This is a genomic window from Microcoleus sp. CAWBG27, assembly GCF_020883145.1.
Taxonomy (GTDB): Bacteria; Cyanobacteriota; Cyanobacteriia; order Cyanobacteriales; family Microcoleaceae; genus Microcoleus.
This window is the reverse complement of the sequence record NZ_JAHREU010000049.1, coordinates 25,333-50,603: the sequence shown is the minus strand read 5'-3', so window position 1 is coordinate 50,603 and position 25,271 is coordinate 25,333. Positions and strand designations below refer to the sequence as shown.

The following is a 25,271-nucleotide window of genomic DNA, read 5'->3' as shown; positions in this document are numbered from 1 at the left end:
AAAAGTCCCTGGGATTTTAACCGAAAATCAAAAAAAAAGGCACTTTTTACGTTAAGCTCAAAAAACAGACGAACTTAAAAAAATGCCTGATGAATATTCTAGAATCTATTTTACAACAAATGTCAGGGATTAGTCAATCCCAAAAAAAGTTTATGGTGACCTTGTTTTCCACCATATTGCTTGTTTATGGCAAGGTGAACTTTACCAATCTGAGCCGTTACAGTTCGTTGAATGAAAAAACTTATCGCCGTCATTTTTTGAAAAACTTTGATTTCGCAGAATTTCATCAATATTTTATCAATAAAGCCTTGGATTCTGAGCAAACCATTATTGCTGTAATCGATTGTTCATTTATTGACAAGAGTGGCAAAAAAACTGAAGGAAAAGCTAGCTTTTATAATGGTGTAGCTGGCAGACCAGAAGAGGGATTAGAAATTTCTGTAATTTCTGTGGTCGAAGTCGAAACTCATTTGTCTTATAGTGTGAGTGTACAACAAACACCCTACCGTCCTCCCACAGAACTACCCAAAAATCCCCTCACTTCTCAAGCGAAAAAAAAGTCAAAAAAAACTACTAAAAAGAAAGGCTCTCAAAGCTCAACGCCTGAGATAACAAGAGTTGACGACTATGCTCAACATTTAAAAAAAACCCGTTCTTTATTGCCAGAATCTGTACGTTATTTGGTAGCTGACGGTTATTATTGCCGCGCTAAGTTCTGGGATGCTGTACGAGATTCAAATTTAAATTTGATTAGTAAATTACGGTCAGATGCCAACTTAAAATACCTCTATACAGGTGAACAAAATCCAAGAGGTGCACCTCGTAAATACGATGGAAAAGTAGACTGTAATAAGTTAAAAGACTTAACCTTTATCAAAGAAGTAAAACCGAGAGTTAAGCTTTACTCATTAGTAGTATGGAGTGTTTCTTTAAAATGCAAAATACGTTTAGCTTGTCTTTCAGAAGTTCAACCCAATGGTAAAATCAAAAATATTTTATTATTCAGCACTGATATCGAGCTGACAGGTGAGCAAATACTTGAGTATTATCAGGCTCGTTTTCAGATTGAGTTTATTTTTCGTGATGCCAAACAATTTACGGGCTTATCCAATTGTCAATCTCGTAGTGGTCAATGCCTTGATTTTCATTTTAATGCCAGTCTAATTGCTTTAAATTTAGCTAAATATGAAGCTTATAATAGTCATTTATCGCCCGAGCCATTCGTGTTTTCGATGACCTCTTATAAACGCCGTGAATTCAATAGGCATATACTTTACACCTTTATTGATAAGTTAGATTTAGACCGGAATTTAATTTTAAATCACCCTAACCTTCCCTCAGTCCTATCCTATGGTACTCTCGCTGCTTAAAAACTGTCCGAAGTATTGTTATAACCGACGCCGTAGCTGCGGTTTAGTATTAGGACTTGACACAAGTAGCATAGTATGTATGTTGATTTAGACCTTGGCAGAGCTCTCGCATGAGGGCAAAAAAATGGTTGGCGATCGCGATCTACTGTCGCCTTCGTGCGATCGCCCCTACATAATATATATTTCGTTCTTTTTGTCAAAATAGTCTACTATACCGACTCCCTAAGACTGCCTGTAACATCTAGCGCCCCACTTTTGGAGAAATGCGTCGGGAAGTTCGCCTGTAGCAACTCCAACCCAAGCAGTTATGTCTCAAGACTCAGACACCAGCCCTACTTTCAGCCTCAGCAGGCGGGCAAGCAACAGATACACTCCTGGAACGCCAGTCCAGTAGAATGATTTTCAAGGAAAAAAGGTTGTTTCAGCGTTCGACGCCCGACGAAAAATCTGTCTGGTGAACTACCGGACTGATGTCCTCGCTCAAAGTAGGAAACAATTCTGCGTCTCCAACTCAAAGCCACCTGCATAATTATCGGCTGGTAGCACCAATAAATAAGTAGTAAGCTTCCAAAGTTCTATTACAGCCTCTATGCTCAGATCGATCGCACCTTTCCTGCTGCCGCTCAGCAACACCTCCAACCCCGTATCGGCGAATAGTCTGCGATCGAGTAACTGCCCGAGCTCAGGTATAGTTTCCAACTAGGCGAGTCAAATTTCAACTACAAAATCCCCGATCGATTTTTCCTTTTTTGTTGTCTGTTGTTATTGGAGAATCAGCTAAGATGCCCACTTTTCAGGGAAGTATGCCCAAATTACCCGATCGTCGAGATAATGGCGAGAAATTTTTTACCTATTTCGTGTTGGATACCCGGAACGATCGCCCTGTCATTCAGTGGCAAATCTATCCTGAACTGAAACGCAACTTTGAGTTATACCAAGAACTAAATCAGGAACTTTCACAGTTGTGCGATCAGCCCGATCGAAGTAAAAATATAGCCGAATTTTGGAGGCACATAGCAATTGATGCTCCGTCGCAGATTGCCGAAGATTGGGAACCACAAAACAGGAGAAGACTAGCTTTAGAACACTTGGCTAGTTACTTTGAAAAAAGTTGCTACTATGCCGCTAGAGAAGTATGGCAGCAGTCAAAATCTAGTTCTTGGGAGGAATATATCTACTGTCCTCGCCTTTTTATTTACAGTTCTGACAATCTTTTGAGGTTATTAAAATCCTATGATATTTCTCGCCAAACTTCTTTAGATACCTACGTTCAGCAAAGTTTGATAGGATTTATCAAATCTGAATCAGGTGTCGGTAAGTTCTCGCGCTGGCGGCTGCTAGTTAAAAAAAGCGATCGAGATCTTCAGGAAGCACTGGAAAGAGCTGGATATCGAGAACCCGATATTACTCAAATTAAATTTGCACGGAAATACTTTAAACAAGTTTATAACTTTAATAAGGTGAATAATCTCGCTATTCGGCAAAGAGGGCAAAAATGGCCGGATGCTGACATTGAAGATTTTCAGGCAGCAGCGGAATGTTACAATGCAGAAAAGTTCTTGCCTTCAGCGCCACATGAAGTTTCGGCAGGTAGAAACATCAGCCCAGAAAAAATGCAATTATGGATGAAAGATTGCATTATTAAGTTAGAAATTTATCCCAACTTTACCAAATTTTCAAAATCTTTAGAAGAGCTTTCTGAGGGAGATCGTGATAAATTATTATGTGAATTAGAGCCAGAAAACTCGGACACCCCAGCATGGAAAACTTACCGCCTCATTGACTCTGCTTTTCGCGAAAAGTTAGAAACCTTCCAACCAGAGCAGCGTAAAATGCTATTACTTTATTACGGTGCCGGATTCAAGCAAAAACAACTAGAAATTTCAATAGGAATAGACCAAACATCTATTTCGAGAAAACTCAAAAGGATGAAAATTCAACTATTAGAAACTTTGGGAAAATTGTCCCAACCCGATCGAAGGGTTGATGAGTATGTAGTGGGATGGCTGCAAAAAGACTTCCGGGCACCCGATAGATCCGATTACAGATCGGCGGCTTTAGTTGAAGCGATCGCAGAACTTGATTCTCAACAGCAAGAAGTTTTGCGGCTGCGGTACGGCCGGCAGTTAGCAGAAGAAAAGATTGCCGATCAGCTGGGCATGAATTTATTAGAACTCGCTGCTACAATCTCTCAATCCCAGCATAAATTACAGGCAAAATTGATAAACTTGCTGAATTTTTGGGAAGCTGAGTATGTAGAAAAGTGGCTAATTGAGTTTTATAAACCTCAATTTTTAGCTACTTGTCGCGCTCTAAATTTATCGATAGATAGCCCATATAGCTCTCAAGATATTGACGCGATCGTTCAAGAATTTCTGAAAAATTTAACTACTTCTAAATAAGGAGAATAAAACAATGTTTGAACTCAACAAATTACAGTCTTTTGCTTTTCATAACTCGAATTGTTTGCAATTGACAATTAACGAAGCCGATCGAGAAAATGTATGGCATCAAGCTCAATATCATCCTAATCCGATTTCTCGCTACAATGCTTATCTCAATGGTGTTTGTGTAAAGACATTCTTGAACTGGTTATCGGAATGGTTTGCAGAAGAAGCATTCCCTCAGCCTTCAGTCTGGCACGCTCAGGATCTTGCTAGTATTTGGGAAGTGCTGAATGGTACTGCATTTCAAATTGGCGAAACTAGGCTGATTTTAATTCCCAGTGATGAAGCAGAGTTAGAAGAGTTTTCCGTACCGCAGGAGTGGGTAGATATTCCCAACTGGAGTGCTGACTATTATCTCCCCGTACAAGTTAATTTGGATGGAGATGATGGTGAGTGTTGGATAGAGTTATGCGGCTTTGCGACGCACCGCCAACTAAAGCATGAAGGTAGGTATAATTTGGGCGATCGAACTTATTCTTTAGCGATCGAGGAGTTAACAGCATCTCTTACCGTGATGCAAATTACTTTCGGGTTAAACTTGCAACAAGAAATTGCACCATTGCCAAGTTTATCCGATTTGAAAGTGAATGAATTACTGCATACTTTGGGTAATTCATCAGTATATTCTCCTAGGCTGATAGTTCCATTTGCAGAGTGGGCATCTTTTTTAGCTAATGATAAATGCAGGCAACAACTGTACGATAGGCGTTTAGGAATTATTCAGAAACCAGTAGTAGCTGCCGCATCCTCTGCGGTGGTTCAAAGTCAAACAAGTTTGATTCAGCGGGCAAAAGCTTATTTGCAAGCTGGATGGGAAATAGCTGATGAAATAAAAGAGAGGTTGGGAATTTTAGATTCTGGTTTCATTGCTGCGATGGAAGGTGAAGGTTATCGCTACGGTGGTTCGAGTAACCAGAATGGAATTCCGACACTGCTTGAAGTATTGCAAGATCATCGCCATAAAAGCAATCAATTGCGGGCTGCTGAATTATTAGGTTGTGTTGAGGTTGGAAATCAGGAGGCGATCGCAGGATTGAGTAATTTGCTGCAAACTACCCAAAATGATATTGTGCAACGCCAAGCTGCTGTTAGTTTGGGAAAACTTGACCCCAATAATTCCGCTGCCGGGGTGAGAATTGGTAAGATAATGGAATTAACCATACAGCTTGATACTATTCGTGTTGTACTGGAAATAACTCTTTTACCTCAAGGAACCGATAAGACTAATATTGAGTTGCGCGTATTGCCTGTGCCATCGAAAACATCGAAAACTCTGCCACCAAATCTCGAGTTAATTATCCTAGATGAAGAGGGTGAAGTTTTCTGGAAAGGAAAGGCTCAGAATTCAATTAAGAATATCCCCAACTATGAATTTACGGCTGCTGTCGGCGATTATTTCCAGGTGAAAGTCGCTTGCGGTGGAGTTAGCGTCACAGAAAATTTTACCATTTAACTCAACTAGGATAAGAAGTCAAAGACTATGAGCAAGCTCGTAATTTTGGAAATACGCAATCTCGATCGAGACCAACGCTATCCTGTCACCCTCAGAATCGGTGATAGCATTAACTCTATAAATTTTCAAATTAATGGATACTTACCTCCAGCTCAAGATTTGAGAAAAAGCTATGACAACTTTAACACTTGTCGAAGAGATTGCGATTTAGGTTCTTCTCGCAAATTAGAGCATATCAATAAGGGTAAAGTGATCGATTACTCGATTAAAGAATTAGGAGCTTCCCTAGAAAATAGTATTAATAGTTGGCTCACTTTTGGCGATATTTTTTTTCAGCCAATTCGAGATAAAATCATCGAAGTATTAAGTCACGAACAAGGTAAAGAGCAAGGCCAGGCTAATGTCAGGTTCATTATTCAAACAGATGATGTCGATTTATGGGGTTTGCCTTGGCATTTATGGGAGAAGTTTCAACAATTTGAAGTTGAACCTGTGATTAGCAGTTTTCAGACAATATCCAATCTGCGGCCAATTAACTCTCAAGATGTAATTAGGATTTTAGTAATTTTGGGAGCTAGTACAGGCATAGATATTGAAGCAGATTTGCTGCTATTAAAGCAATCAATTGTCGATCGTAACGCCGAGATTACAACCTTAGTAGCTACTAGCAGTCGCGACCTTAACGAACAGTTATGGGAGCAAAATTGGGATATTTTATTTTTTGCAGGTCATAGTTCCAGCAAACATGATTACAGTCAAGGTAATTTAGCTCTGAGTGAAACTGAAAGTATATCGATTAAAGATTTAAAATATGGTTTAGACAATGCGATTAAGCGCGGTTTGAAAATAGTGATTTTTAATTCTTGTGACGGCATGGGATTAGTCAAGGAACTGGCTTCTCTACAAATTCCAGCCGTGATTGCCATGCGAGAGCGAGTGCCGGATGAAGTTGCTCAGAAGTTTTTGGAGTATTTTTTAAACGCATTTGCTAAAGAAAAAAAGTCTTTGCGTGACTCTATTATGCAGGCGCGGAAAAAGCTGCACGGGATGGAGGGTGAATATCCCTTTGCTAGTTGGCTGCCGATGATTTACGAGCATCCGGCTGTGGATTCTCCAAGTTGGGATGAGTTGCTGAAGGGGAATGAGGAAGAGCGGCAGCGTGTTTCGATTTGGCGCAACCTTCGGAATGTTTTGGTAGCTAGCGTGTTAGTCACAGGTGCTGTTATCGGAATGCGATCGATGGGAATTTTACAAACATTAGAATTGCAAAGTTACGATCGTATGTTGCAACTCCGTCCTGGAGAAGGAGAAGACAATCGAATTTTAGTAGTTGAAGTTACCGAGTCAGATCTTTACCTCCCGGAGCAAAAAGATAAAAAAGGTTCCTTGTCGGAGAAAGCGCTAAATTTAACTTTGGATAAACTGGAAAGATATCAAGCAAAAATAATTGGTTTAGGAATTCATTACGATTTCTCGATCGACCAAAATCTGCCAAAATTAATTGCGAGAATGGAGCAGTCTAAAAACTTAATTGCATCCTGTACAGCTCCCAATCGTAGTGTTGAAAATTCAGGTACTAAACCGCCATTTAATATCCCGGAAAAAGAGCAAAAAGAACGAATAGGTTTTAACGATCTTTCTCTGGATGCTGATGGTACGATCCGCCGCCATCTGATTGCTTTCAAACCGGATGTAGCTTCTATTTGTAAAGCAGAGTATGCCTTCAGCGCTCAATTAGCATTTCAATATCTCTATTTAACAAATGGTATCTTTCCTACATACAATAAAGAAGAGTTACAACTAGGTAAAGCACATTTAAAACGGTTGCGAACCCACATGGGGGGTTATCATAAAATAGACGATCGGGCTTACGAGATATTGCTCAACTACCGCTCCTATAGGTCGCCTTTAGATGCGATCTCCAGAGTCACCCTCGCACAAGTTCTCAACGGCCAGCTTAAACCTGAGGATGTGAAAAATAAAATTGTTTTGATCGGTACTACCGCCGAAAGTTTTAAATCTTATAATCCCACTCCTTACTCTACAGCCCAAGAAAATTACCGAAAATTACCTAATATCATCATCCACGCTCAAATGGTAAGTCAACTTATTAGTGCTGCTTTAAATGAGAGGCCCTTAATTTGGTGGTGGGATTTTTGGGTAGATGGATTGTGGATTTGGGGGTGGGGCGTTGTAGGTGGCGCGATCGCTTGGCACTGTCAATCGAAACAGTATTTCGCAGTTACGGGTGCAAGCATTGTTATATTGTACGGTGTTTGCTGGATTTTCTTGACCCATAGTGGTTGGGTGCCATTGATTCCTGCCGGTCTGGCTTTGGTGGGTACAAGTTTTGCTGTGTTAGTATATAGTCGTTCTCAAAATACAGCAAACTAAATTTAAGAGTGTGGAATGCTGCCCAAAATCTACTTATTTTTGCACCACCTATTTTTGCACCACCTATTTTTTTACCGGCTGACCGGGTTTTTGGCACTTAATTTTGTCATAATTAGCTCTATTAAGTTAGAGATTCAGCCAGCTAGTGCTGTAATTATCGGACAGCGCCCCACTACTAACTCAATCGCACAATTCAGGGAACCCGTGTTTAAGGCACCACCGCCACCGCCATCTGATACAAGAAGCTCGGATAATCGGACTGGCGGAGGTTCGCGAGGCTGTCAGGACGTTGCTAATCAGCCTGAAGGTTCCGAACAAAAGCCTCTTACAGCATTGGTTCCAGTTTATGAAAGCAAAGATGCAACCTCAGTTTTTGGATTAACGGTTTCTGCTAATCCTACTCTTTGGTTTTATGTGCCTTATCAGGCTAAATCTTCTGGTAATTTTGTTCTTTACGATGGGGGAAATAAACCAGTATATGAAGTTCCCTTTAAGCTAACTGGGAAACCAGGAGTTGTTCAAATATCACTACCACCATCAGTTTCTTTAGAAGTCGATCGACAGTATCAGTGGTACTTTAATATTTATTGCGAACCGAGACAACCAGCTATATCTGTTAATGGTAAAATTAAAAGAGTAAATTTTTCCAATCCAGCTCTCAGAAGTCAGCTAGAAAAAGCTACAGTGAGCGATCGCGCTAGTATTCTAGCAGCCAATGGTATTTGGTATGACGCACTAACAGCAGCCGGAGAACTTCGCCAAACCTCTCCCTATGATGGTCATTGGCCATCTCTTTTACGACAAATTGGCTTATCTAATATTGTTTCAGAACCAATAGTCGAATGTTGCAAAACAGAAAATTGACAAAAGGTAATAGATAAACGACAGGCAAAACTATAACCAATTCCCTACCAAGATATAGGGCGACCAAATTTTGGGATTGTTGTATTTAGGATTCTTTAATAGCAATATCTGGGCTTGGCGCAAAGCTTCAGCTTTCGTTCGCTTATTGGTAAGTAACTCTTTGTAAAATTGCTTCATTAAAACAGAGGTTGAATCATCAGGAATATTCCATAAAGAAGCTAAGGTGCTGCGCGCCCCCGCTCTCACAGCTACTCCGGCAAGTCCCAAGGTTGCACGATTATCTCCGGCTGCTGTTTGACAGGCACTCAATACCAGTAATTCAATGGGCTTAGATTGGTTTTCGTCTCTGTTTTTGAGTAACTGATTTAGCTGGGTTATATTGATGCGTTTATCCCAATTGAGAATGAATGTATCTTCAGAGTTGGAACTGAATTTTCCATGAGTAGCTAGATGAACTATACGACTTTCATTCGAGTTAATCTTTGCTCGTATAGATGAATCAATAAATTCAGAATTTAACAAGACAATACTCCTCGGTATTTGGGCTTGAATTTCCTTCAGCTCTTTCTCGACATTAGGTAGGGCAGAAAACCCCGAACGTGGTTGGCTTATTCCCGCTGCGAGAATTTTGATATTTTCCAATTTTAATTGTCTTGCATCTATTAATTTTAATCCTGGTGCCAAAACTAAACTATAGGACTCTATCAAATAACGAGATCCATCATAAAGAGCAGCCATAGGAATATCTCTTAACTCACCATCTAGCACAAATACTAAATTTTTAACACTGTTTTTTTCTAAATCTGTCTTAGCTGGTTTCAGTAACCAGCTATAGATATTGTGTAATGATGTCTTCAATTCTTGTATGTTATTTTGATTTGTATTTATTATTGTTTCCCGTACTTTTATGAGAGCTGTTTTTACTATACTGGAATTTATCTTAGTACGGTAGTGTTTGAGTTGCTCTAAACCAGGGAACTTGATAATAACTTCTAAGCTATTCTTTAAAATAATTGGGTAAATAACAGCACTTTCTTTATCTATTTTGTCAATATTTATCTCTCGCGGCTGTATGCAAGCTGCTCTAAAAAAGTTATCTAATTCAGCAACCTGAAGGGCCTCAATGACATTCCTTGCTTGCTGTAAATTATCCTGAATCGGTTCCTCGCTCCGCAACAACAAATCCACCAATTCGCGATACACTGGTTCTACCCGATCGCGAAAATCAAACTGTCCGTCCCTACCGATCGGCACCAAATCGTTGCGTACCGACTGTAAAGTATTAAATGCAGCCGTATAAGCCGCGATCGCACCTTTAATATCTTTCTCTTTCCCATCCCGACGAATCCGCCCCAATTGCCACTGCCACTGATAGGTAAGATCCGGCGAATTTAACTGCACGTTTTGCGACAAAAGTAAAGCTTGTTCCGTACATTGTTGAGCCTCTAACCATTGCTGTTTCTGTTCGTAAATTTCGCCCAAATTACCCAAAGCATAGGCTGTTGCCCTTAAATCGCCTAAATCCTTACCTAATTTGACAGCTTTTGCTCCTAAATTGACCATTTCTCTCCAAGATAAAGCTTGAGTATTTTGAAACAAGCTTTCAGAAACAGTTAAGGAATCGGGCAAACAGTAGTTAGAGAGTAATTCTAACTTTTCAGCCCTGAAATTAGGCCGATCGTTTGCAGCTTTTAACTCTTCATTTTTCAGGTTAGATAAGCTTTGCATCAATCTAACTTCAGCATAGATTTTCTGACGGCTCGGTGGTAGCTGATTTAACTGAGATAAAATTGCCGATCGCAACTCTTCAGCTTCTCGGAGATTTATTTTATTTCCAATTTTTGGATCTACTAAAAGGCTGAATAAATCTAACCTTGCCTGGATTTTAATTAGGGAAGTTCCAGCAACTTCGATAACTCTTCGATAGTAATCTAAAGCAGTTGAGTAATAATTTTTAGTGTTATCTCCAGACTCAGCTAGAAATCGATTTCTATTCCCTAAAGCTTCATAAGTATTGCCTAAACTCAGCAAAACCAAAGCTTTTTCTTGAGTGTTTTTTTCTTGAGTAATGGCTCGATCGACTTTTTCCAGCAACTCCTGTGAATTGTTTAAAAATCCAAGCTGCCTTAAAACATCGCCGAGGAGGCGACTTCCTGTTAATTGGATGCTTTTTAAATTTGGATTTAACGGTGTTTGTAAAAGCTTTTGTAATTCATTTAAACTATTGCGATCCGTTAACTGGGAGCAGGTTCGATCGGGAATTGCAAATTTTCCTTGATTATCCACCTCGATCGCGGGCATTAGTGTTTGACAAGCCTGTTCGTAAAGCCCTAACTCTTGCATGGCTTTGACTTGAGAAATCAAGCCGCGCTTCCACCCTAATTCATCTTTTAATTTAACATAAATGCTAGCAGCTTGCTGCCAAGTTTTTAAAGCAATATTGACTTGCCCGCGTTCCGATAGCCCGTTACCTTTGATATCGAGAGTTTGAGCGATCGCCCTTAATTCTGCTGGTGAATTTGCTCTTGATTCCGGCGGCAACAAATTCAAACTTTTTTCAATAGCTTTTTCTGCCTCCTGCCAGCTTCCAAACTGTTGGTAAGTTAGCGAAAGATTGCTGAGGGCGATCGCTTGATTTAACCAATCTCTCTTAACTTCAAAAGCCACCGCAGCTTGCTGCCAATATTTCGCAGCTTCCTCAAACTCTCCCGCCGTATAACGCTCCCTAGCTAACTTTTCCCATTCACTTCCCTCTCGCTGCGGGAGGGCGGTGGAACTCACTATTGTACGATTTTGTTGAATAATTTCTGTTTTTCCTAATTCCCAATTAAATATTTGATTGGCTCGGACATTTGTTGCTAAAAATGAGAACAATACTGTTAAAAATAGGAAAATAAATAACCTAATAGTTTTCTTCTTATACCATTTCTCTAAAATCGTGCAACAATCTTTGACCCTCCCTAACCAGGGCGGGCACGCACCATCCACCGCCCCTACAAGGGGGGGGACAAGAGTATTGTTATTTCGTTTAAGATTGGTATTATTTCGTTTTAAATTGGTATTAATTTTGCGCGCGAGTTTCAAAAAGAAAATCTCGATCGCACTGAAAAATGTAACCCTTTTTCTTGCCATGTCCTCTGCCTCGAATTCACGTCAACTAAAGGAATGCCCCAATAAAAACTTGCAGCAAGTCGATCGCTCATTTCCCACCGCAAACCCGCCCCCACAGATACCAAAGTTTGAGTTTTCAAATCCTCTTCGGAACTGTTCCACACCGTGCCTGCATCAATAAAAGGAGCAATTTGTACGACTCCTAACCCTCGATCGGATCTGCCAACGATCGGAAATCGCAACTCGGCTGATGCGGAAATTCCGTTATCGCCCAAAAGTAGATCTTGTCGGTAGCCTCGCACGCTATTGAAACCTCCAAGGCCGAATTGTTCGAGAGGTAAAAGCGCTCTATCTGCTAATTGCAAGTCGGTGCTGGCAAAGACAAAAGTGTCTCTTGCCAAACGGCGAAGCCACTGCGCCTGTCCCCGCCATGCCAAAAATCTGCTGTCAGGAGCTTCACTGTTAACAGTAGCATTAAAAGCGCTCAATCCCAAGCTAAATTGCGATCGAAACGCTAATAATTCTTGATTACTTCGCACCGTCCAATCCTGAAAAAATCGCAGGGCCGAAATGCGCGATCGCCCTTTTTCATCGGCTCCCGGAGAGAGGGGGAAATCTTCGCCTAAAATTGAAGTGCCGCTTTCCCGCCGAGTTGCAGTCAAACCGATCGCAATTTCTTGTCGGGGATTCCTCAATACAGGTTGGCGCAAAGTGATATCTAAATATCGCGCCGCAGCTCTGATATCGACATCTTCAAAAGGCGGTTCGACGACGCGATTTGCAGTCGTTCCTGCTGCTACCTTAATCGTACCGTTATTCGGATTTAAAGGCAATTCATAGCTTAAATCGAAGGCATTACTGCCGTCAGTATTCGTGTAGGCAAGATTCAAATCATCTCCCCGGCCCAATAAATTTGCTTCGTTTATTTGTACTTGGCGGCGGACAGTACCGACGCTGGGAGCGCGGCGGTTATCTACTGCTACTTCGACATTAAAAGTTTGTTCTTCCTCGAATTTAACTTCTAAACTGCTTCTGTGTACCTGCGAACCGGGTATCAATTCAGCGGTAATCTTTTTAATTAATGGATCGAGTTCGAGCAATCGCAGAGCATCTAGCAGGCGAGAAACTTGTAAAGGTTGCGATGCGATCGCCAAACGGCTGCATACATAATCGAGGTTGAGGCGTTGCCTTCCCCTCCGCCTCCTGACTCGAATTGATTCTAATCCGCCTTCGACAATTTTAATGATAACTGCTCCAGGAGTTCCTCTATTTTGCAATCGTTGATTGGGTTCTTCACTGGTTGTAGGAATGTAGGCAAAAGAGTTAATATATCCTTTTTGATTGTAAAACTTTGTGACTTCAGAAATTACTTGCTGCAATTGAGCGAAAGTAATTTGTCCTTCTCGAAATCTGTTAGTAGTGCTGTCTAATTCTAGAAATTTTTGGGTAATTTCTCGATCGAGCGTTTCTTGACTGAAAACAGTATTGCCAACAAAGCGAAAATTAGCGATCGAGATTGCTTCGATCGCCTCATCGGTTTTACTATCTTCCGGCGTGGGAGTTGCCGTGGGAGTTGCGGGCGATCGATCTGCTGGCGGCACTGGGATAGAACATTCGTAAGCTTCACCGGTATCGGAATTGGGTTCAGTCTTTCTTTCTTCCAGGGTGGGAGAGGGCTCTGTAGGTGGCAGGTTTTGCGGGTTTTGCCGGGAAGGAGTGGTTTGCGGTGCCAGAGGTTCTGCGGGATTGGGAACTTGAACCGTCAAGTCTGGGCCGCCCGGATTCAACTCTCCTGCTGGTTGCAGCAAAGTTTCTGCCTTCAGCGGCCAAGCCGTCAAACTGCTTGCTAACAAGCCCGCACTCAACGGCAGCCAGCGATCGCGCCTGTTCCGGTTTCTGTTATTGAACATTGCAGGCTGGGTGGGGAATAACGGGACTTTGCAGCGGCACCGCAGCAGGATAAGCAGTGAAAATAACTTCTCCTTTGCTGTTAACCGCCAAACCTCGGGCTGCTTGGATGGGGCGAGGGGCGGGGCGAACCGCTTGTTGGGGTGCGGCAGTTCTCGATCGCCCTTCGACAGGCGGTACGGCATCAGCTAAACCGACGGTTGCAGGGCCGTCGCTGAGGGTTTCCCCCGGATTGGCGGGAAGGCCGCGCCCTGTTCTGGTAAAGGTTCTGGCCTCTCCCGGCTGCCGTCGATCGGGACAAATTTGGGCGATCGCGTCGGGATTGGCGATCGTCTCCGGTAGCTTAGCCACGCCTTGGGTGGGGTCTGCTTCAGGGGTGTTGAGGAGTATGTCGCCGTCGAGTTGCGGGCCGGCCAGGGAAGTAGCGGTGATGTCGCTGGTGAGGTTGGAGGCGGGATCTGTGAGGCGGCGCGATCGGGCTCCGAAAATGCCTTCTGGGGCTGTAATTTCCACGCGGCCGGCTGCCCGGTTGACGGCATTGGCTGTGATGTCGCTGTTGATACCAGCAATTAAGGCTCTGGTATTGATGTTGATATTGCCACCTGTGGCATCGCCGATGGCGGTGACTGTAATGTTGCTGTTGTCGCGCATCTGTAAGAAATTTGACACTTGGAGGTTGATATTGCCGGAGTCACCGGATCTAGTTTCTGCCGTAATGGTTCCTCTGTCTAGTCGGATGTTGCTGGCTTTTACCTCCAGGTTGCCGGCAGATCCCGTACCTCTGCTCCCATCTACAGCAACACTTCCCCCATCCCGTACCCTCAGCAGTCCGGTATTAATCCTTACACTCCCTGCTTCTCCGGTGCTCGTTGTTGCTGCCGTCAAACGGCTGGGCAAGCGCCCGTCCGCCCTGACGAAGGGAGAAACCTCTGCTGACACGATGCCGGAAGTTCCAGTCACTTCGATCGACTCGGAGGCATTGACTGTGAGATCACCTCCCCTTCCACTAGCAAAAGTATCTGCTGATATCGCGGCTCCATCCCGAACCGTTAACTGCCGAGTTGTTACTGTTAGGTTATCTGCATTACCAGCATCAGAGTCGGTTTCTAACCCTGTGGACTGGGTGAACAAACCACTAGGAAATCCATTTATACCCGTGCCAGTGAGTTCGACAGATTCTCTAGCATTTACATTTAAAGTCCCCGCTTGCCCGCTACCTTGAGTTGTTGCTAATACCTGACCGCCATTTTGAGCGATTAAGCGTCCTGTTTCGATATTGATATTGCCACCGCGTCCGCTACCAGTGGTTAGAGCAGCAAGTGTTGCCCGATCTTGAATAATCAACTGCTCGGACGCTTGAATGATTATATTGCCCGCATTCCCCGTGCCCTTGGTGGAAGATGAAATTTCACCTCTATCTCGCAAAATCAACTCTCTGGTGGAAATGATTAAATCTTGTGAATTGCCAGAAGAATTAGGCTCAGTTAGAGTTGCCAAAGCGCTAAGAATTTGACCATTTTCCGATCGCCCAATTACTTCTACAGACTCCGAAGCAGTGACAGTTAATCTTCCCCCTGAACCCTCAGAAAAAGTATTTGAGGCTATCTGTGCCCCGTCTCGCAGAATTAATCGACCTGTGGCGATCGTCAAATCTCCTGCATTTCCCGTGGTTGGTACAGTTTGCCCCTCCTGTAGATCGACTTGAGCAAAGAAACCGCTGGGCAAAGTGCCATCAGGATTAGTTCCACTCAGTTCAATGGAATCTGTCGCCGTGACGGATAAATTGCCTCCTCTCCCAGCCCCATAGGTCGTTGTATCTACATAACCGCCACCTTCAGCGATGAACTGTGATGCTTGGATAGAGACATTACCCCCGTCTTGGCTGCCGAAAGTCTGTGAGAGAATTCCTGAATCCTCCGTCAGCACCACCCGCCGCCCCTGTACTTGAATAGTGCCGCCACCTTCACCGCTAGCGTCTTTGTCACTAGCGTTTACAACCGCACCCTGCGACAGTTGAATATCTTGGAAGTCCCGGACACCTGCATATCCTAGAGTGAAACCTGAATCGTTGGGGGTAAGGCTGACTGAGCTGTTGCCAGCAACGCTGCCAAGTTCAATTCTTCCTCCCGGCGCTGTCAAAATTCCACCGGGAAGCGCTATGTCGCCGCCCACTAGCGCTAAAGTTTGACCGGGTGAAACTTCTAAACCTACGGGGTTCTGATTTCCTTCGCCACTGTCTTCAACAGCAGAAACGGCTACAGATCGATCGACAATTTGACTGGGATTCTGATTTCCTTGGTCATTATTTTCAGAGGCAGGAACTGCTACAGGTCGATCGACAATTATTTGACCGGGATTTAAGCCAAATTGCAAGCTAGTAGGAATGCTGATAGTTAGCAGAGGAGTTGTTTGGAGATTTCTAGCACTAAATGAAGTGCCGTCAGCGAAGTTGATACTATCGGCTGTAGTGCCTAGAAACGAGCCACCGATATTCAGGCTGGCATCCGGGCCAAAAATAATGCCGTTGGGGTTGAGGAGAAATAGGTTAGCGTTGCCGTTGGCTCGGATTAAGCCATCAATATTAGAAATTGACCCGCCTGTGACGCGAGTGAAGATATTTTGAATCGTATCAACGTTGTTAAAAAACGCCGTGCCACTGATGGGAACGGAAAATTCGCGAAAGCTGTGGAATAGGTTGCGCCCCGCTTCTGTACCGCCTTCAATGGTAAAGGTGCTGCTGCCGTCTCGCGTGACGGTGGAGTTGACCGGTAGAGTGGTATCGGGGACAATTTGGGCGGTTGCTAATGTCGGAAAGCCACAAATGTAAAATAGGATGCTGAATATTTTAGCTTTTGTTCGATCGTTCACGGGGGAAGGAGTATTTAAAAGAGGTTTCACATAAAAGCACTGAGAGTATCTTACAGGACAAAGGTTGCGATCGGTTGCCTGAGTGCAGCCCAGCAGAAGCCAGCGCTGCACCCTGTCTGCTAATTCCTACTTGAGGAATTAGGAGGCTGTAATCGTAATACTTCCACTTGCACCTGAGCTTGTACTAACTGTAAAGCTGCGTTCCGTAGTAAATATCGAACCTGCAAAAGCAGTATCAATTGCTTGTACGCTCCAGTAATAAGTACCCGGTTTGAGATTTTTAAGCGTCCAATTTGTGTTTTGATTGACATTACCCATTTGGACTACTTTGCGGGTTCCATTGCTATTAGCCATCGGAGACATAATATCTGAACCTCCAGGAGTTGTTCCTACTCGCAGGTTATAAGTCAAACCTGCTTGCGGTGTTTCAGCATCAGTAGCAGGGTTCCAATTTAGGCTGACAGAATTGCCATTGACTGAAGAGATCAGTCCAGCAGGTGTTACCGGAACAGTATTTACAGTGAAAAGGTTATTTCTGTAAACTTTGGTACTAGCAGAAGGAGAACCCAAGCGATTGCCAGCTAAGAGCAGATCCAAGTCGCGATCGTTGTCATAGTCTCCCCAACGTACTGAACTGCCAAAAACTCCTTGTAAGTTGGTACTAATATCGGTAAACCTACCACCATCATTGCGGTAGAGTTTTGAGATTCTGGATGGCGAAGCACCTGTCAAAAGAATATCTAAGTCCCCATCATTATCGTAATCGCCCCAATCTACAGAGCTATAATAAGCTCCTTGCAAGCCTGCTTGAATCTCCGTGAAACTGCCAGCATCATTACGATAAATCTTAGCAATAGGAGATGAATTATTCGGCGTTAAACCAGTCAAAAGTACATCTAGATCGCCGTCATTGTCATAGTCTCCCCAAGCTGCGTCACCCGAAGAAATGCCTGTTAATGGCGCACCTATATCTGTGAAACTGCCATTATCGTTGCGATAAATCTTAGAGATATCCGATGAAACTGAACCATCAGAATTACCAGTTATGAGAATATCGAGGTCTCCATCTTTGTCGTAGTCACCCCAATCTGTTGAACCCTGCCAAACTCCCTGTAAATTAGCGGCTGTATCTGTAAAGCTACCGCTATCATTACGGTAGACTTTCGCAATCTTAACCGAGGAACCAGAAATAATGGCACCACCTGTCAGAAGTATATCGAGATCGCCATCATTATCGTAATCTCCCCAATTTGCTGAACTATTCCAAACTCCTTGCAAGTTAGCACTGACATCCGTAAAATTACCGCCATCGTTCCGATAAACTTTCGAGACTGGATTTGAGCTATTATCCAAACCTGTTAGCAGAATATCGAGATCGCCATCTCTGTCATAATCTCCCCAATCGATCGAACTATTCTTAACTCCACTCAAACCAGCATTAATATCCGTAAAGTTGCCACTATCGTTTCGGTAAACTTTGGCTACGGAATTCGGACCGTTTGTGCCTGTCACCAAAATATCTAGATCGCTATCGTTATCGTAATCTCCCCAGGCTGCCGAACTGTAGAAAACTCCTTCCAAAGTAGCATTAATGTCGGTAAATAGTTGTGTGGGTGCTGGATTAGCTGCGATCGCAATTCCTTGAGAAAACTCCGAAGTGTTATTATTTGCGTCAGTAGCAGTAGCAGTAATAAATTGACCGATGGGAACAGCTAACGGTAAATTAATGGCGACAGTCGCATTACCGCTGCTATCAGTCGTTACATTTTGGAATCCAAGGAACTTCTCTCCTTCTCCAAAACCAGAGTCATCTAAAACCCTGTTAGAGAAAAACTCTACTCTGAATGTAGTATTGGGAGTGCTATTTATCTTGCCTTTAATAGCCGTATTCCCATTGCTAGAGATAGCGGAAGTCAACTCAGGGAAATTCTGTAAATTATTAATACCTGTGTCGCGATCTCCTAAATCATTTACAGTTAATCCATTATATCCAAAACCGATGCCAAAGTCATCGTTCCCCGAAATGGAATTAGATAAAATAGCATTTCCAGTGGAACCGGAACCATTAATAAAGACACCATGTTTACCGTTACCGAATATCAAGTTTCCAGCATCGATCGTTGTCCCACCAACGGTATTATTACTTGCATTATCCAAAATAGCAATACCACTATGTGTATTGCCCAAATCTTTAGTACCAGTGATATCGCTGCCAATATAGTTGCCTTGAATGAGGTTATTATTAGCATTTAAGTCTTTAATGTAAATGCCATATCGCTCATTGCCAGATATGATGTTTCGTGCTTTAACCGTTTGACCGCCAATAATATTATTAGGTGTCCAAACTGATATGCCACTATAGCCGTTACCTAAATCTTGAGTGCCAGTTACATCAGTACCGATGAAATTTCCTTCAATGATGTTGCCACCATTATCACGCAATTTGATAGCATCAACACCAAAACGGTTAATTGTTAATCCTCTAACCGTACTGTTGCCAGCAGAGATATACAAACCATCCACTGATACATTACTACCATCTAATTCAATTACTGGTCGAGTTGAATATCCCGGCTGAGTCGTACCATCAATAATCGCTGAATCGGTAATCTGTGGCAGGGGTGATAGCGGCCGAATGGTAAAAGCGTTGTTGCTGGTGTTGTAACCAGGATCTGTAGGAGGAACTTTGAAGATAACCGTATCCTTACCCGGATTGCTATTAGCCCAATTTAAAACTTCTCGCAAACTTCCTGGCCCGCTATCTTTGGTATTGGTAACAACATTGGGTGACTCGTCTAGTTCCAATCCGTAAAGATTGAGCTTCCAACTATTCCAAGCTCCTTTCAATTCGTTGCCACTTTTATCAATAACTTGCAACTTCCATTCACCTTTTGATAACTCACCCCAGTGTCGGATCGAGATAAATTTCCACTCTTTAAAATCTGGCGATAATCTATCCCTAGTGTTTGATTTTGGGATGTCAGGCATGGTATTTGCTAATACTGATTCAGTGCCATCTGGTGAAATTAGTTTCACTGTAAAGTCACGCCACTCGGGATGCTCAGCATCAAGAATTACTTCTGCTGTTTCGATAATAATATTCTTGGTAATCGTAGTCTTAGCTTCTATTCCTGCTACGCTACCATCAGGAATCGCTTTCATCACATTTTCCAAGTTAGAAGTTACTAAAACTTGCTTACCGACTGGTGTCCAATTAACCGCAGCTTTCACCGCAGCGGCCGCATCAATCGCCCCAAAGCCTTGTTCGTAACTCACCCAAAATCCTGCTTTATTCTGCTCCCATTTTGGTTTCCCTTGGCCATCTTTGGCATTGAGGTCATTTTTCTGAGCCGTCTTGGCCAAAATGTGTTGCTCATCGCGCGCAGTTAGTTTAGGATTCGCCTCTAGCATCAAAGCGATCGCTCCAGAAACTAAAGGCGCGGCGGCAGAAGTTCCACCAAAATCGTTAGCATAGGGAGATCCATTTTCAAAAATACTTGTTGTGGTAATCCCTTGTGGGTTAATGGGATCGCTATTATCAGAGGATGCTGAAATGAAAATTGCCGATCCGGGTGTACTATAAGTAGTAGGATTTCCGGCTCGATCGATCGCACCTACGGCGATCGCATGACGGGAACTAGCAAAACTATTATAATTGACATTCCCGTTAAAGTTCCCCTCATTCCCACCAGCAAATACATAGGTATTTCCCAGCCCATTTCGACCTTTGTTAACTCCTGTTTGTAAGGCTTGCAAAGCTAAAGGTTGCCGCCTCATGTATTCAGGGCCCCAACTGTTATTAAAAATATCGATCGACTGATTGCGATTAGATTGTCCCGGTTGTGTGCGAGGATCGAACAAAGCATCAGCAACCTGTTTTCCTAAAGGATCAACCTTGTAATTGAGTGGATCAGTGTTACCAAATAGTCGCAGCCCTGCTAACTTCGCTTCAGGAGCCACACCAACTATACCTTTGCCATTTTCAGTGGCTGCTGCAATCCCAGCAACAGCAGTTCCGTGAGTGTTCGCAGTGTTAATTTGTAATGTCCAACGTTTCAAAAGTTCTTGACTAAGTTGGTGCATTTCCTCCGCATCATACTCATCGGGATTGGGATTTTTAATCTCTAATTGCCAATCACCACCTGCATAACTCCCATAAAATTGATTCAGGTTGAAGCTTTGGAAGCTATCTTTGCCAAAATTAATTTTCACCTTTTGCAAGAATTTCAAATCATCCCTCCCCGGCCACCATACTCCGACAGAAGAAGCAGCACGCCGATAGAAAAGGCTGAACGCATCTTCATTAGGACTGTACAGAAATACTTGCAAATCTTCAGGTTTTGGTAAATTAGGTGGTAGAGATTGACTGAAATCGAAGCTAGCCCGAACATCTTTTACCATCCCTGTCAAATTCACAGGAAGAGAGAAGTGGATACTACTCCAACTATTAACTTTTGGTCGTGAAAGATCTGCTAAAAATGTAGTTGTGGATGATGGCGACGGATCGCTATCTTTGTCAGTAAAATCCCAACTCAAATTCGGGTTGTACCGACTTGCCAAATCTGGGTGCTTGTATTCCAAACCATCATCAATAATCCCAATCGTTACGCCCCTCCCCCGCACAGTTTGAGAAGTTGCAGGATTAATTACATCCCAAGCTGCGGGGAGATTCGCATTTTTTAAATTCCACTGTTCTTTGTATAAAGTTTCCTTCGGCTCGTACAACAAATTTAATTTGACAGGAACCTGCGGGTAAGCATATTCTACTCCTCCGATTGTTGCTAGCTGAGCCGCCACCTCTTTCGGATTTCTTCTCTCTGGAAATTCCCAGATAAAAGTGTTGGGAATGTGGCCGGTATCTCCCCGATCGATCGCCCCAATTCTAGCTGCTAATTCTTGGGAAGACTCTCCGGGTGTCAGCCAAACAACCCACTCCTTTGTTTCTGCTAAAGCTTCTGGCGGATAACTGTCAATATTTGCAGCACCTGCGATCGCCAATCTGACTTCATCAGACAACCCATCTTCACCAGGATCGCTAATCAGCGCAAACTTTTGACTCGATACTGCACTAGCACCACCTGATTTATCATAGGCGATCGCCGATAATTGATAGCGCCCCGGTGCTAAAGCGCTCAAACTATCACTAAAGTTAAATCGACCAACCCCATTGCTGTCAGCGGTAAATTCAGTAACATCATTAGCGATTTCAATTTTCTCGCCACCTTCTTTTTGAAACCAGAAATCGACTTTAGCAATATCGCCGACTCCTTCAGAATCAAAAACCTTAGCGCCACTAAAGCTAATTTTTTCACCCTTGGTATAAAGAGGTAAAGTTCTAAATTGTAAATCCCCCGGCGCACTATTAACTAACAAAGTGCTGCTCGTTTCATTGCTGGCGGCACCGGATTTATCGTAGCCGATCGCCCTCAACCGATATTTACCCGCCGATAACCCACCCAACGTGTAATTAAAAGTTGCCCAACGATTGTCGGAACTGTCGGGAGTAAAAGTTGTAGCATCACTAATATCCGTCCATTCTCCCCCCTCTTTCTGCAACCAGAAATCTACTTTGGCTAAATTATCAGCTCCATTAGCATCAAAAATCTTGCCATTTGTTAGCGGAATTGCCTCATTGGGTTTAGAAGTAGTTGGCAGGCTAAATTGCAAATTTTCTGGCGATCGATTAACCAGAGTGGGTGTTGGTGTCGGTGGCGGAGTGGGTGTTGGTGTCGGTGTCGGGGTTGGTGTAGTAACCTCATTGACAGTAAAGCTTTTGAGTACCGTCTCGCTGGTAGCGCCTGCTTTGTCATAGGCGATCGCCTTTACCTCATACTCCCCTGCACTTAAATCCGACAAAAAATAGCTAAAAGTTCCCCACCCTTGACTATCAGCGATGAAATTTTCAGCATTAATAACCTTCATCCATTCTCCGCCTTCCTTCTTTCTAGAAAATTCTACTTTTTCCAGGTTATCAACACCATCTGCATCGTAAACTTTACCACCTGTAAAGCTAATTGTTTCTCCCAGTGTGTAAGCAGGTAAAACATCAAATTGCAAGTTTTTAGGAGCTGTGTTTGTTGGTGGTGTCGGAGTTGGCGGTGTTGGAGTTGGCGGTGTAGGTGTCGGAGTTGGCGGCGTTGGCGTTGGTACGACAGTAGATTCTTTGACACTAAAGCTTTTGAGTATCGTCTCGCTGGTAGCGCCTGCTTTGTCATAGGCAGTCCCCTTTACCTCATACTCACCTGCACTTAAATCCGACAAAAAATAGCTAAAAGTTCCCCACCCTTGACTATCAGCGATGAAATTTTCAGCATTAATAACCTTCATCCATTCTCCACCTTCCTTCTTTCTAGAAAATTCTACTTTTTCCAGGTTATCAACACCGTCGGCGTCGTAAACTTTACCGCCTGTAAAGCTGATTTGTTCTCCCACTGTGTAAGCAGGTAAAACATCAAATTGCAAGTTTTTAGGAGCTGTGTTTGTTGGTGGTGTCGGAGTTGGCGGTGTTGGAGTTGGCGGTGTAGGTGTCGGAGTTGGCGGCGTTGGCGTTGGTACGACAGTAGATTCTTTGACACTAAAGCTTTTGAGTATCGTCTCGCTGGTAGCGCCTGCTTTGTCATGGGCGATCGCCTTTAATTCATAATTCCCCGCCCCTAAAGCAGGGAGAGAATAACTGAAAGTTGCCAACTCCTGACTGCCGGCTGTAAAATTCGTTGCATCTGCTAAATTCGTCCACTCACCGCCTGCTTTTCGCAATGATAATTTTATGCTATCTAGGTCGATCGCCCCATTACCATCGATTACTTTTCCACTTGTTAACTCGATCGCTTCACCAGTTTGATAACTTGCTTTCAAATCGAACTGTAAGTCTTTCGGGGGCGTATTTATTGGCGGCTTTGGTTTGAGATAATCGATAAATTTCTTCCCGCCTTCAGAAGTAGTCCAATCCTTAGCAGGATTAATTACTTCTTTCAACGGTACAGCTTTGCCGATCGCACCTGTCAACTTAAAAATAACATCCTGATAATCGCCATCCGAACCCGTATCAACCCGCTGATCCTCTAGGGAAAATACCAAGCCACCACCATCAACATCGGATATTTGACCGTACAGCCAAGCATCATTTGGATTGAGGCTAGATAACGAAAACAGCGGGCGCTTATCTCCACCAATATCGGGATTGTCAAAAACCTCTTGCACTTTACCATTTGGCACCAACATTACAGCATAAGCCTTTCCGGGAGTTGTGGTAAATGTCTTCACACCCTGATACGGCCCATTATTATAATTTTCTTCTCCCAAAGTCCCCCTAAATAGAGGATTTGCACCCTCTACAGACTCAGAAATTGTGATATGACCCAATACAGAATTACTCAGCGATCGTCTGGCCGCTTCCTTCATAAATCCCTTATAATTTGAAGCGAATTGCTCCATACCATCGAGACTGAAAATAGCTATTTCCCCTTGATATCTGCCGCCATCGTTGAGAAAATCGAAGCCTACCTCACTTTTTTGCGTGACAAAAAATCCCGCATCAACCCCCAAACCGCTTAACGGATCGATTCTACCATCGGCAGTTAAACTGACTTGATAATTTGTGTAGCCGGAAACAGGAGAAATATTTAAAATATAGTCCGCCGCCCCTAAATTATCAATGTTAATAATTCCAGCTTTTATGTCGCTAGTTGAAATACTTTTGATTACCTTCCCTTCTTTGTCGCGCAGTTCCATATTGATATCGCCGCTAACACCGATCGCAGAGATGCGGGCGCTACCCATCTTGGGAAGACTGAAAAAATAGCTATCTTTAGGATCGGTGTTATCCGTTGAACCGATCGAGAAATAGTTATCGTTGAGGCTACCGATTTGAATATTAGACATTTGACACTCCCCTTAATTAACAAACTTAGGTTTATCAGACAACAATCAGAAAATAAATACAGGTATTGTGAATCTTTGACACTTTTACTGTCGTTTAAGATACTTCGACTCACTCAGAATGACAAAGTGATATTTTAATGGGTAAGTTCTGAAACCTTTTTAACAAATTACATTATTAGGCATTTTCTCTCTCCTGTAAATCTTTTTTTTGATGAAGACTTGATAAAGGCTTGATAAAGATTTGATGAAGCATTTTAATTTGTGCTGTTGTTCTGCATAAGTTCAATCGAACGTTGGTAATTTGCAATTTTTCAACTGGTAAAATTGAATTTTTAGCGGTATTTTATCAAACAATCCTGGCAACTTCTAGCGATAGAACGCCGGACAAAAAACCCAGTTTCTTTATTGTTAATGCACCATTCCCACAGCCAGCGAGTGTTAAAGGTCGAGATCCCGTCACACTCAAAAATCGGCCGTTACTTATCTATCGGGAAGCAGGCGTTAGTTTTATGCAGAATGCTACCTAATCTTCATAAAACTTTACAAATTCGATAATGGAGTCGCCAGAAGTTGGCTCAGCAAGGGATCTGGCCAAAACATTCTCGAACCGGAACTTACCCCCACAGGACGAAGTTTCGTTGTTGTGGCGCGCCCTCAACCTTGTCGAACCGGAACCGCCACGGTACCCACAGCCTCTACCCATCGGTAACAAGTTAAGCCTGTATGGCAGTTGTCAAGGGGATACCAGAAATCGCACTTGTTCTTTGCGGGCGATCGATTATTCAGAAAACTCTAAGCTGTTTCGCATTGAAACTGGGATTTTTGAGCGCTGAAACCCTTACCTTGTCGAGATAGCCCGATCGATTTAAATGTAAAACAGCTTAATTACTGTCCGTTCGCTCATTTTCTCTAGTGCTTTATGAATTAATCTGACGCTAAATAACACCATATGTAGTGTCATCTGTGTGATTATTG

Annotated in this window: 11 protein-coding genes; 6 read left to right on the top strand and 5 right to left on the bottom strand. The window is 43.0% G+C overall.

Annotated elements, in window-relative coordinates; translation table 11 throughout:
• Positions 1 to 89: 89 nt before the first annotated feature.
• Positions 90 to 1,370: a transposase gene (locus QZ938_RS23145; protein WP_293351513.1), complete on the top strand. Its 1,281-nt coding sequence runs from the start codon at positions 90 to 92 to the stop codon at positions 1,368 to 1,370.
• Between the two features lie 480 nt (positions 1,371 to 1,850).
• Here QZ938_RS23145 and QZ938_RS23140 read toward each other — a convergent pair whose 3' ends face one another.
• Positions 1,851 to 2,069: a hypothetical protein gene (locus QZ938_RS23140; protein WP_293351515.1), complete on the bottom strand. Its 219-nt coding sequence runs from the start codon at positions 2,067 to 2,069 to the stop codon at positions 1,851 to 1,853.
• A gap of 83 nt (positions 2,070 to 2,152) precedes the next feature.
• Between QZ938_RS23140 and QZ938_RS23135 the strand changes: the two genes are divergently transcribed.
• From QZ938_RS23135 to QZ938_RS23120, 4 genes are read left to right on the top strand one after another with little or no spacing between them, the layout of a single operon-like run.
• Complete coding sequence (locus QZ938_RS23135) at positions 2,153 to 3,772, top strand: hypothetical protein (RefSeq protein ID WP_293351517.1); 1,620 nt, start codon at positions 2,153 to 2,155, stop codon at positions 3,770 to 3,772.
• A gap of 13 nt (positions 3,773 to 3,785) precedes the next feature.
• Complete coding sequence (locus tag QZ938_RS23130; protein ID WP_293351519.1) at positions 3,786 to 5,270, top strand: DUF1822 family protein; 1,485 nt, start codon at positions 3,786 to 3,788, stop codon at positions 5,268 to 5,270.
• A 27-nt stretch (positions 5,271 to 5,297) separates the two neighbouring features.
• Positions 5,298 to 7,664: a CHASE2 domain-containing protein gene (locus tag QZ938_RS23125; RefSeq protein ID WP_293351521.1), complete on the top strand. Its 2,367-nt coding sequence runs from the start codon at positions 5,298 to 5,300 to the stop codon at positions 7,662 to 7,664.
• A 15-nt stretch (positions 7,665 to 7,679) separates the two neighbouring features.
• On the top strand, positions 7,680 to 8,528 hold the full coding sequence (locus tag QZ938_RS23120) for a DUF928 domain-containing protein (protein ID WP_293351523.1): 849 nt from the start codon (positions 7,680 to 7,682) through the stop codon (positions 8,526 to 8,528).
• 30 nt (positions 8,529 to 8,558) lie between these two features.
• Here the strand turns inward: QZ938_RS23120 and QZ938_RS23115 are convergent, their stop codons facing one another.
• The 4 genes from QZ938_RS23115 to QZ938_RS23100 are packed head-to-tail and all read right to left on the bottom strand — an operon-like array spanning position 8,559 to position 24,296.
• Complete coding sequence (locus tag QZ938_RS23115) at positions 8,559 to 11,660, bottom strand: CHAT domain-containing protein (RefSeq protein ID WP_293351525.1); 3,102 nt, start codon at positions 11,658 to 11,660, stop codon at positions 8,559 to 8,561.
• Positions 11,609 to 13,549, bottom strand: a complete 1,941-nt coding sequence (locus QZ938_RS23110; protein ID WP_293351527.1) for a ShlB/FhaC/HecB family hemolysin secretion/activation protein — start codon at positions 13,547 to 13,549, stop codon at positions 11,609 to 11,611. Before QZ938_RS23110 ends, QZ938_RS23115 begins: the two co-directional genes overlap by 52 nt.
• The gene (locus QZ938_RS23105; protein ID WP_293351529.1) at positions 13,539 to 16,526 is read right to left on the bottom strand and encodes an S-layer family protein; all 2,988 of its coding nucleotides are present in this window, start codon (positions 16,524 to 16,526) and stop codon (positions 13,539 to 13,541) included. Before QZ938_RS23105 ends, QZ938_RS23110 begins: the two co-directional genes overlap by 11 nt.
• A gap of 27 nt (positions 16,527 to 16,553) precedes the next feature.
• Entirely contained in the window at positions 16,554 to 24,296 is a 7,743-nt protein-coding gene (locus QZ938_RS23100) for a S8 family serine peptidase (protein ID WP_293365643.1), read from the bottom strand.
• A 554-nt stretch (positions 24,297 to 24,850) separates the two neighbouring features.
• On the opposite strand from QZ938_RS23100, the gene QZ938_RS23095 reads away from it, so the two are divergent.
• Complete coding sequence (locus QZ938_RS23095; protein WP_293351535.1) at positions 24,851 to 25,129, top strand: hypothetical protein; 279 nt, start codon at positions 24,851 to 24,853, stop codon at positions 25,127 to 25,129.
• Positions 25,130 to 25,271 lie beyond the last annotated feature (142 nt).

Bases quoted from the DNA above. Each gene is read 5' to 3' on its own strand.
- QZ938_RS23125 (WP_293351521.1), top strand. From the start codon at position 5,298: ATGAGCAAGCTCGTAATTTTGGAAATACGCAATCTCGATCGAGACCAA.
- QZ938_RS23135 (WP_293351517.1), top strand. From the start codon at position 2,153: ATGCCCACTTTTCAGGGAAGTATGCCCAAATTACCCGATCGTCGAGAT.
- QZ938_RS23100 (WP_293365643.1), bottom strand. From the start codon at position 24,296: ATGTCTAATATTCAAATCGGTAGCCTCAACGATAACTATTTCTCGATC.
- QZ938_RS23095 (WP_293351535.1), top strand. From the start codon at position 24,851: ATGGAGTCGCCAGAAGTTGGCTCAGCAAGGGATCTGGCCAAAACATTC.
- QZ938_RS23110 (WP_293351527.1), bottom strand. From the start codon at position 13,549: ATGTTCAATAACAGAAACCGGAACAGGCGCGATCGCTGGCTGCCGTTG.
- QZ938_RS23120 (WP_293351523.1), top strand. From the start codon at position 7,680: ATGCTGCCCAAAATCTACTTATTTTTGCACCACCTATTTTTGCACCAC.
- QZ938_RS23145 (WP_293351513.1), top strand. From the start codon at position 90: ATGAATATTCTAGAATCTATTTTACAACAAATGTCAGGGATTAGTCAA.
- QZ938_RS23130 (WP_293351519.1), top strand. From the start codon at position 3,786: ATGTTTGAACTCAACAAATTACAGTCTTTTGCTTTTCATAACTCGAAT.
- QZ938_RS23115 (WP_293351525.1), bottom strand. From the start codon at position 11,660: ATGGCAAGAAAAAGGGTTACATTTTTCAGTGCGATCGAGATTTTCTTT.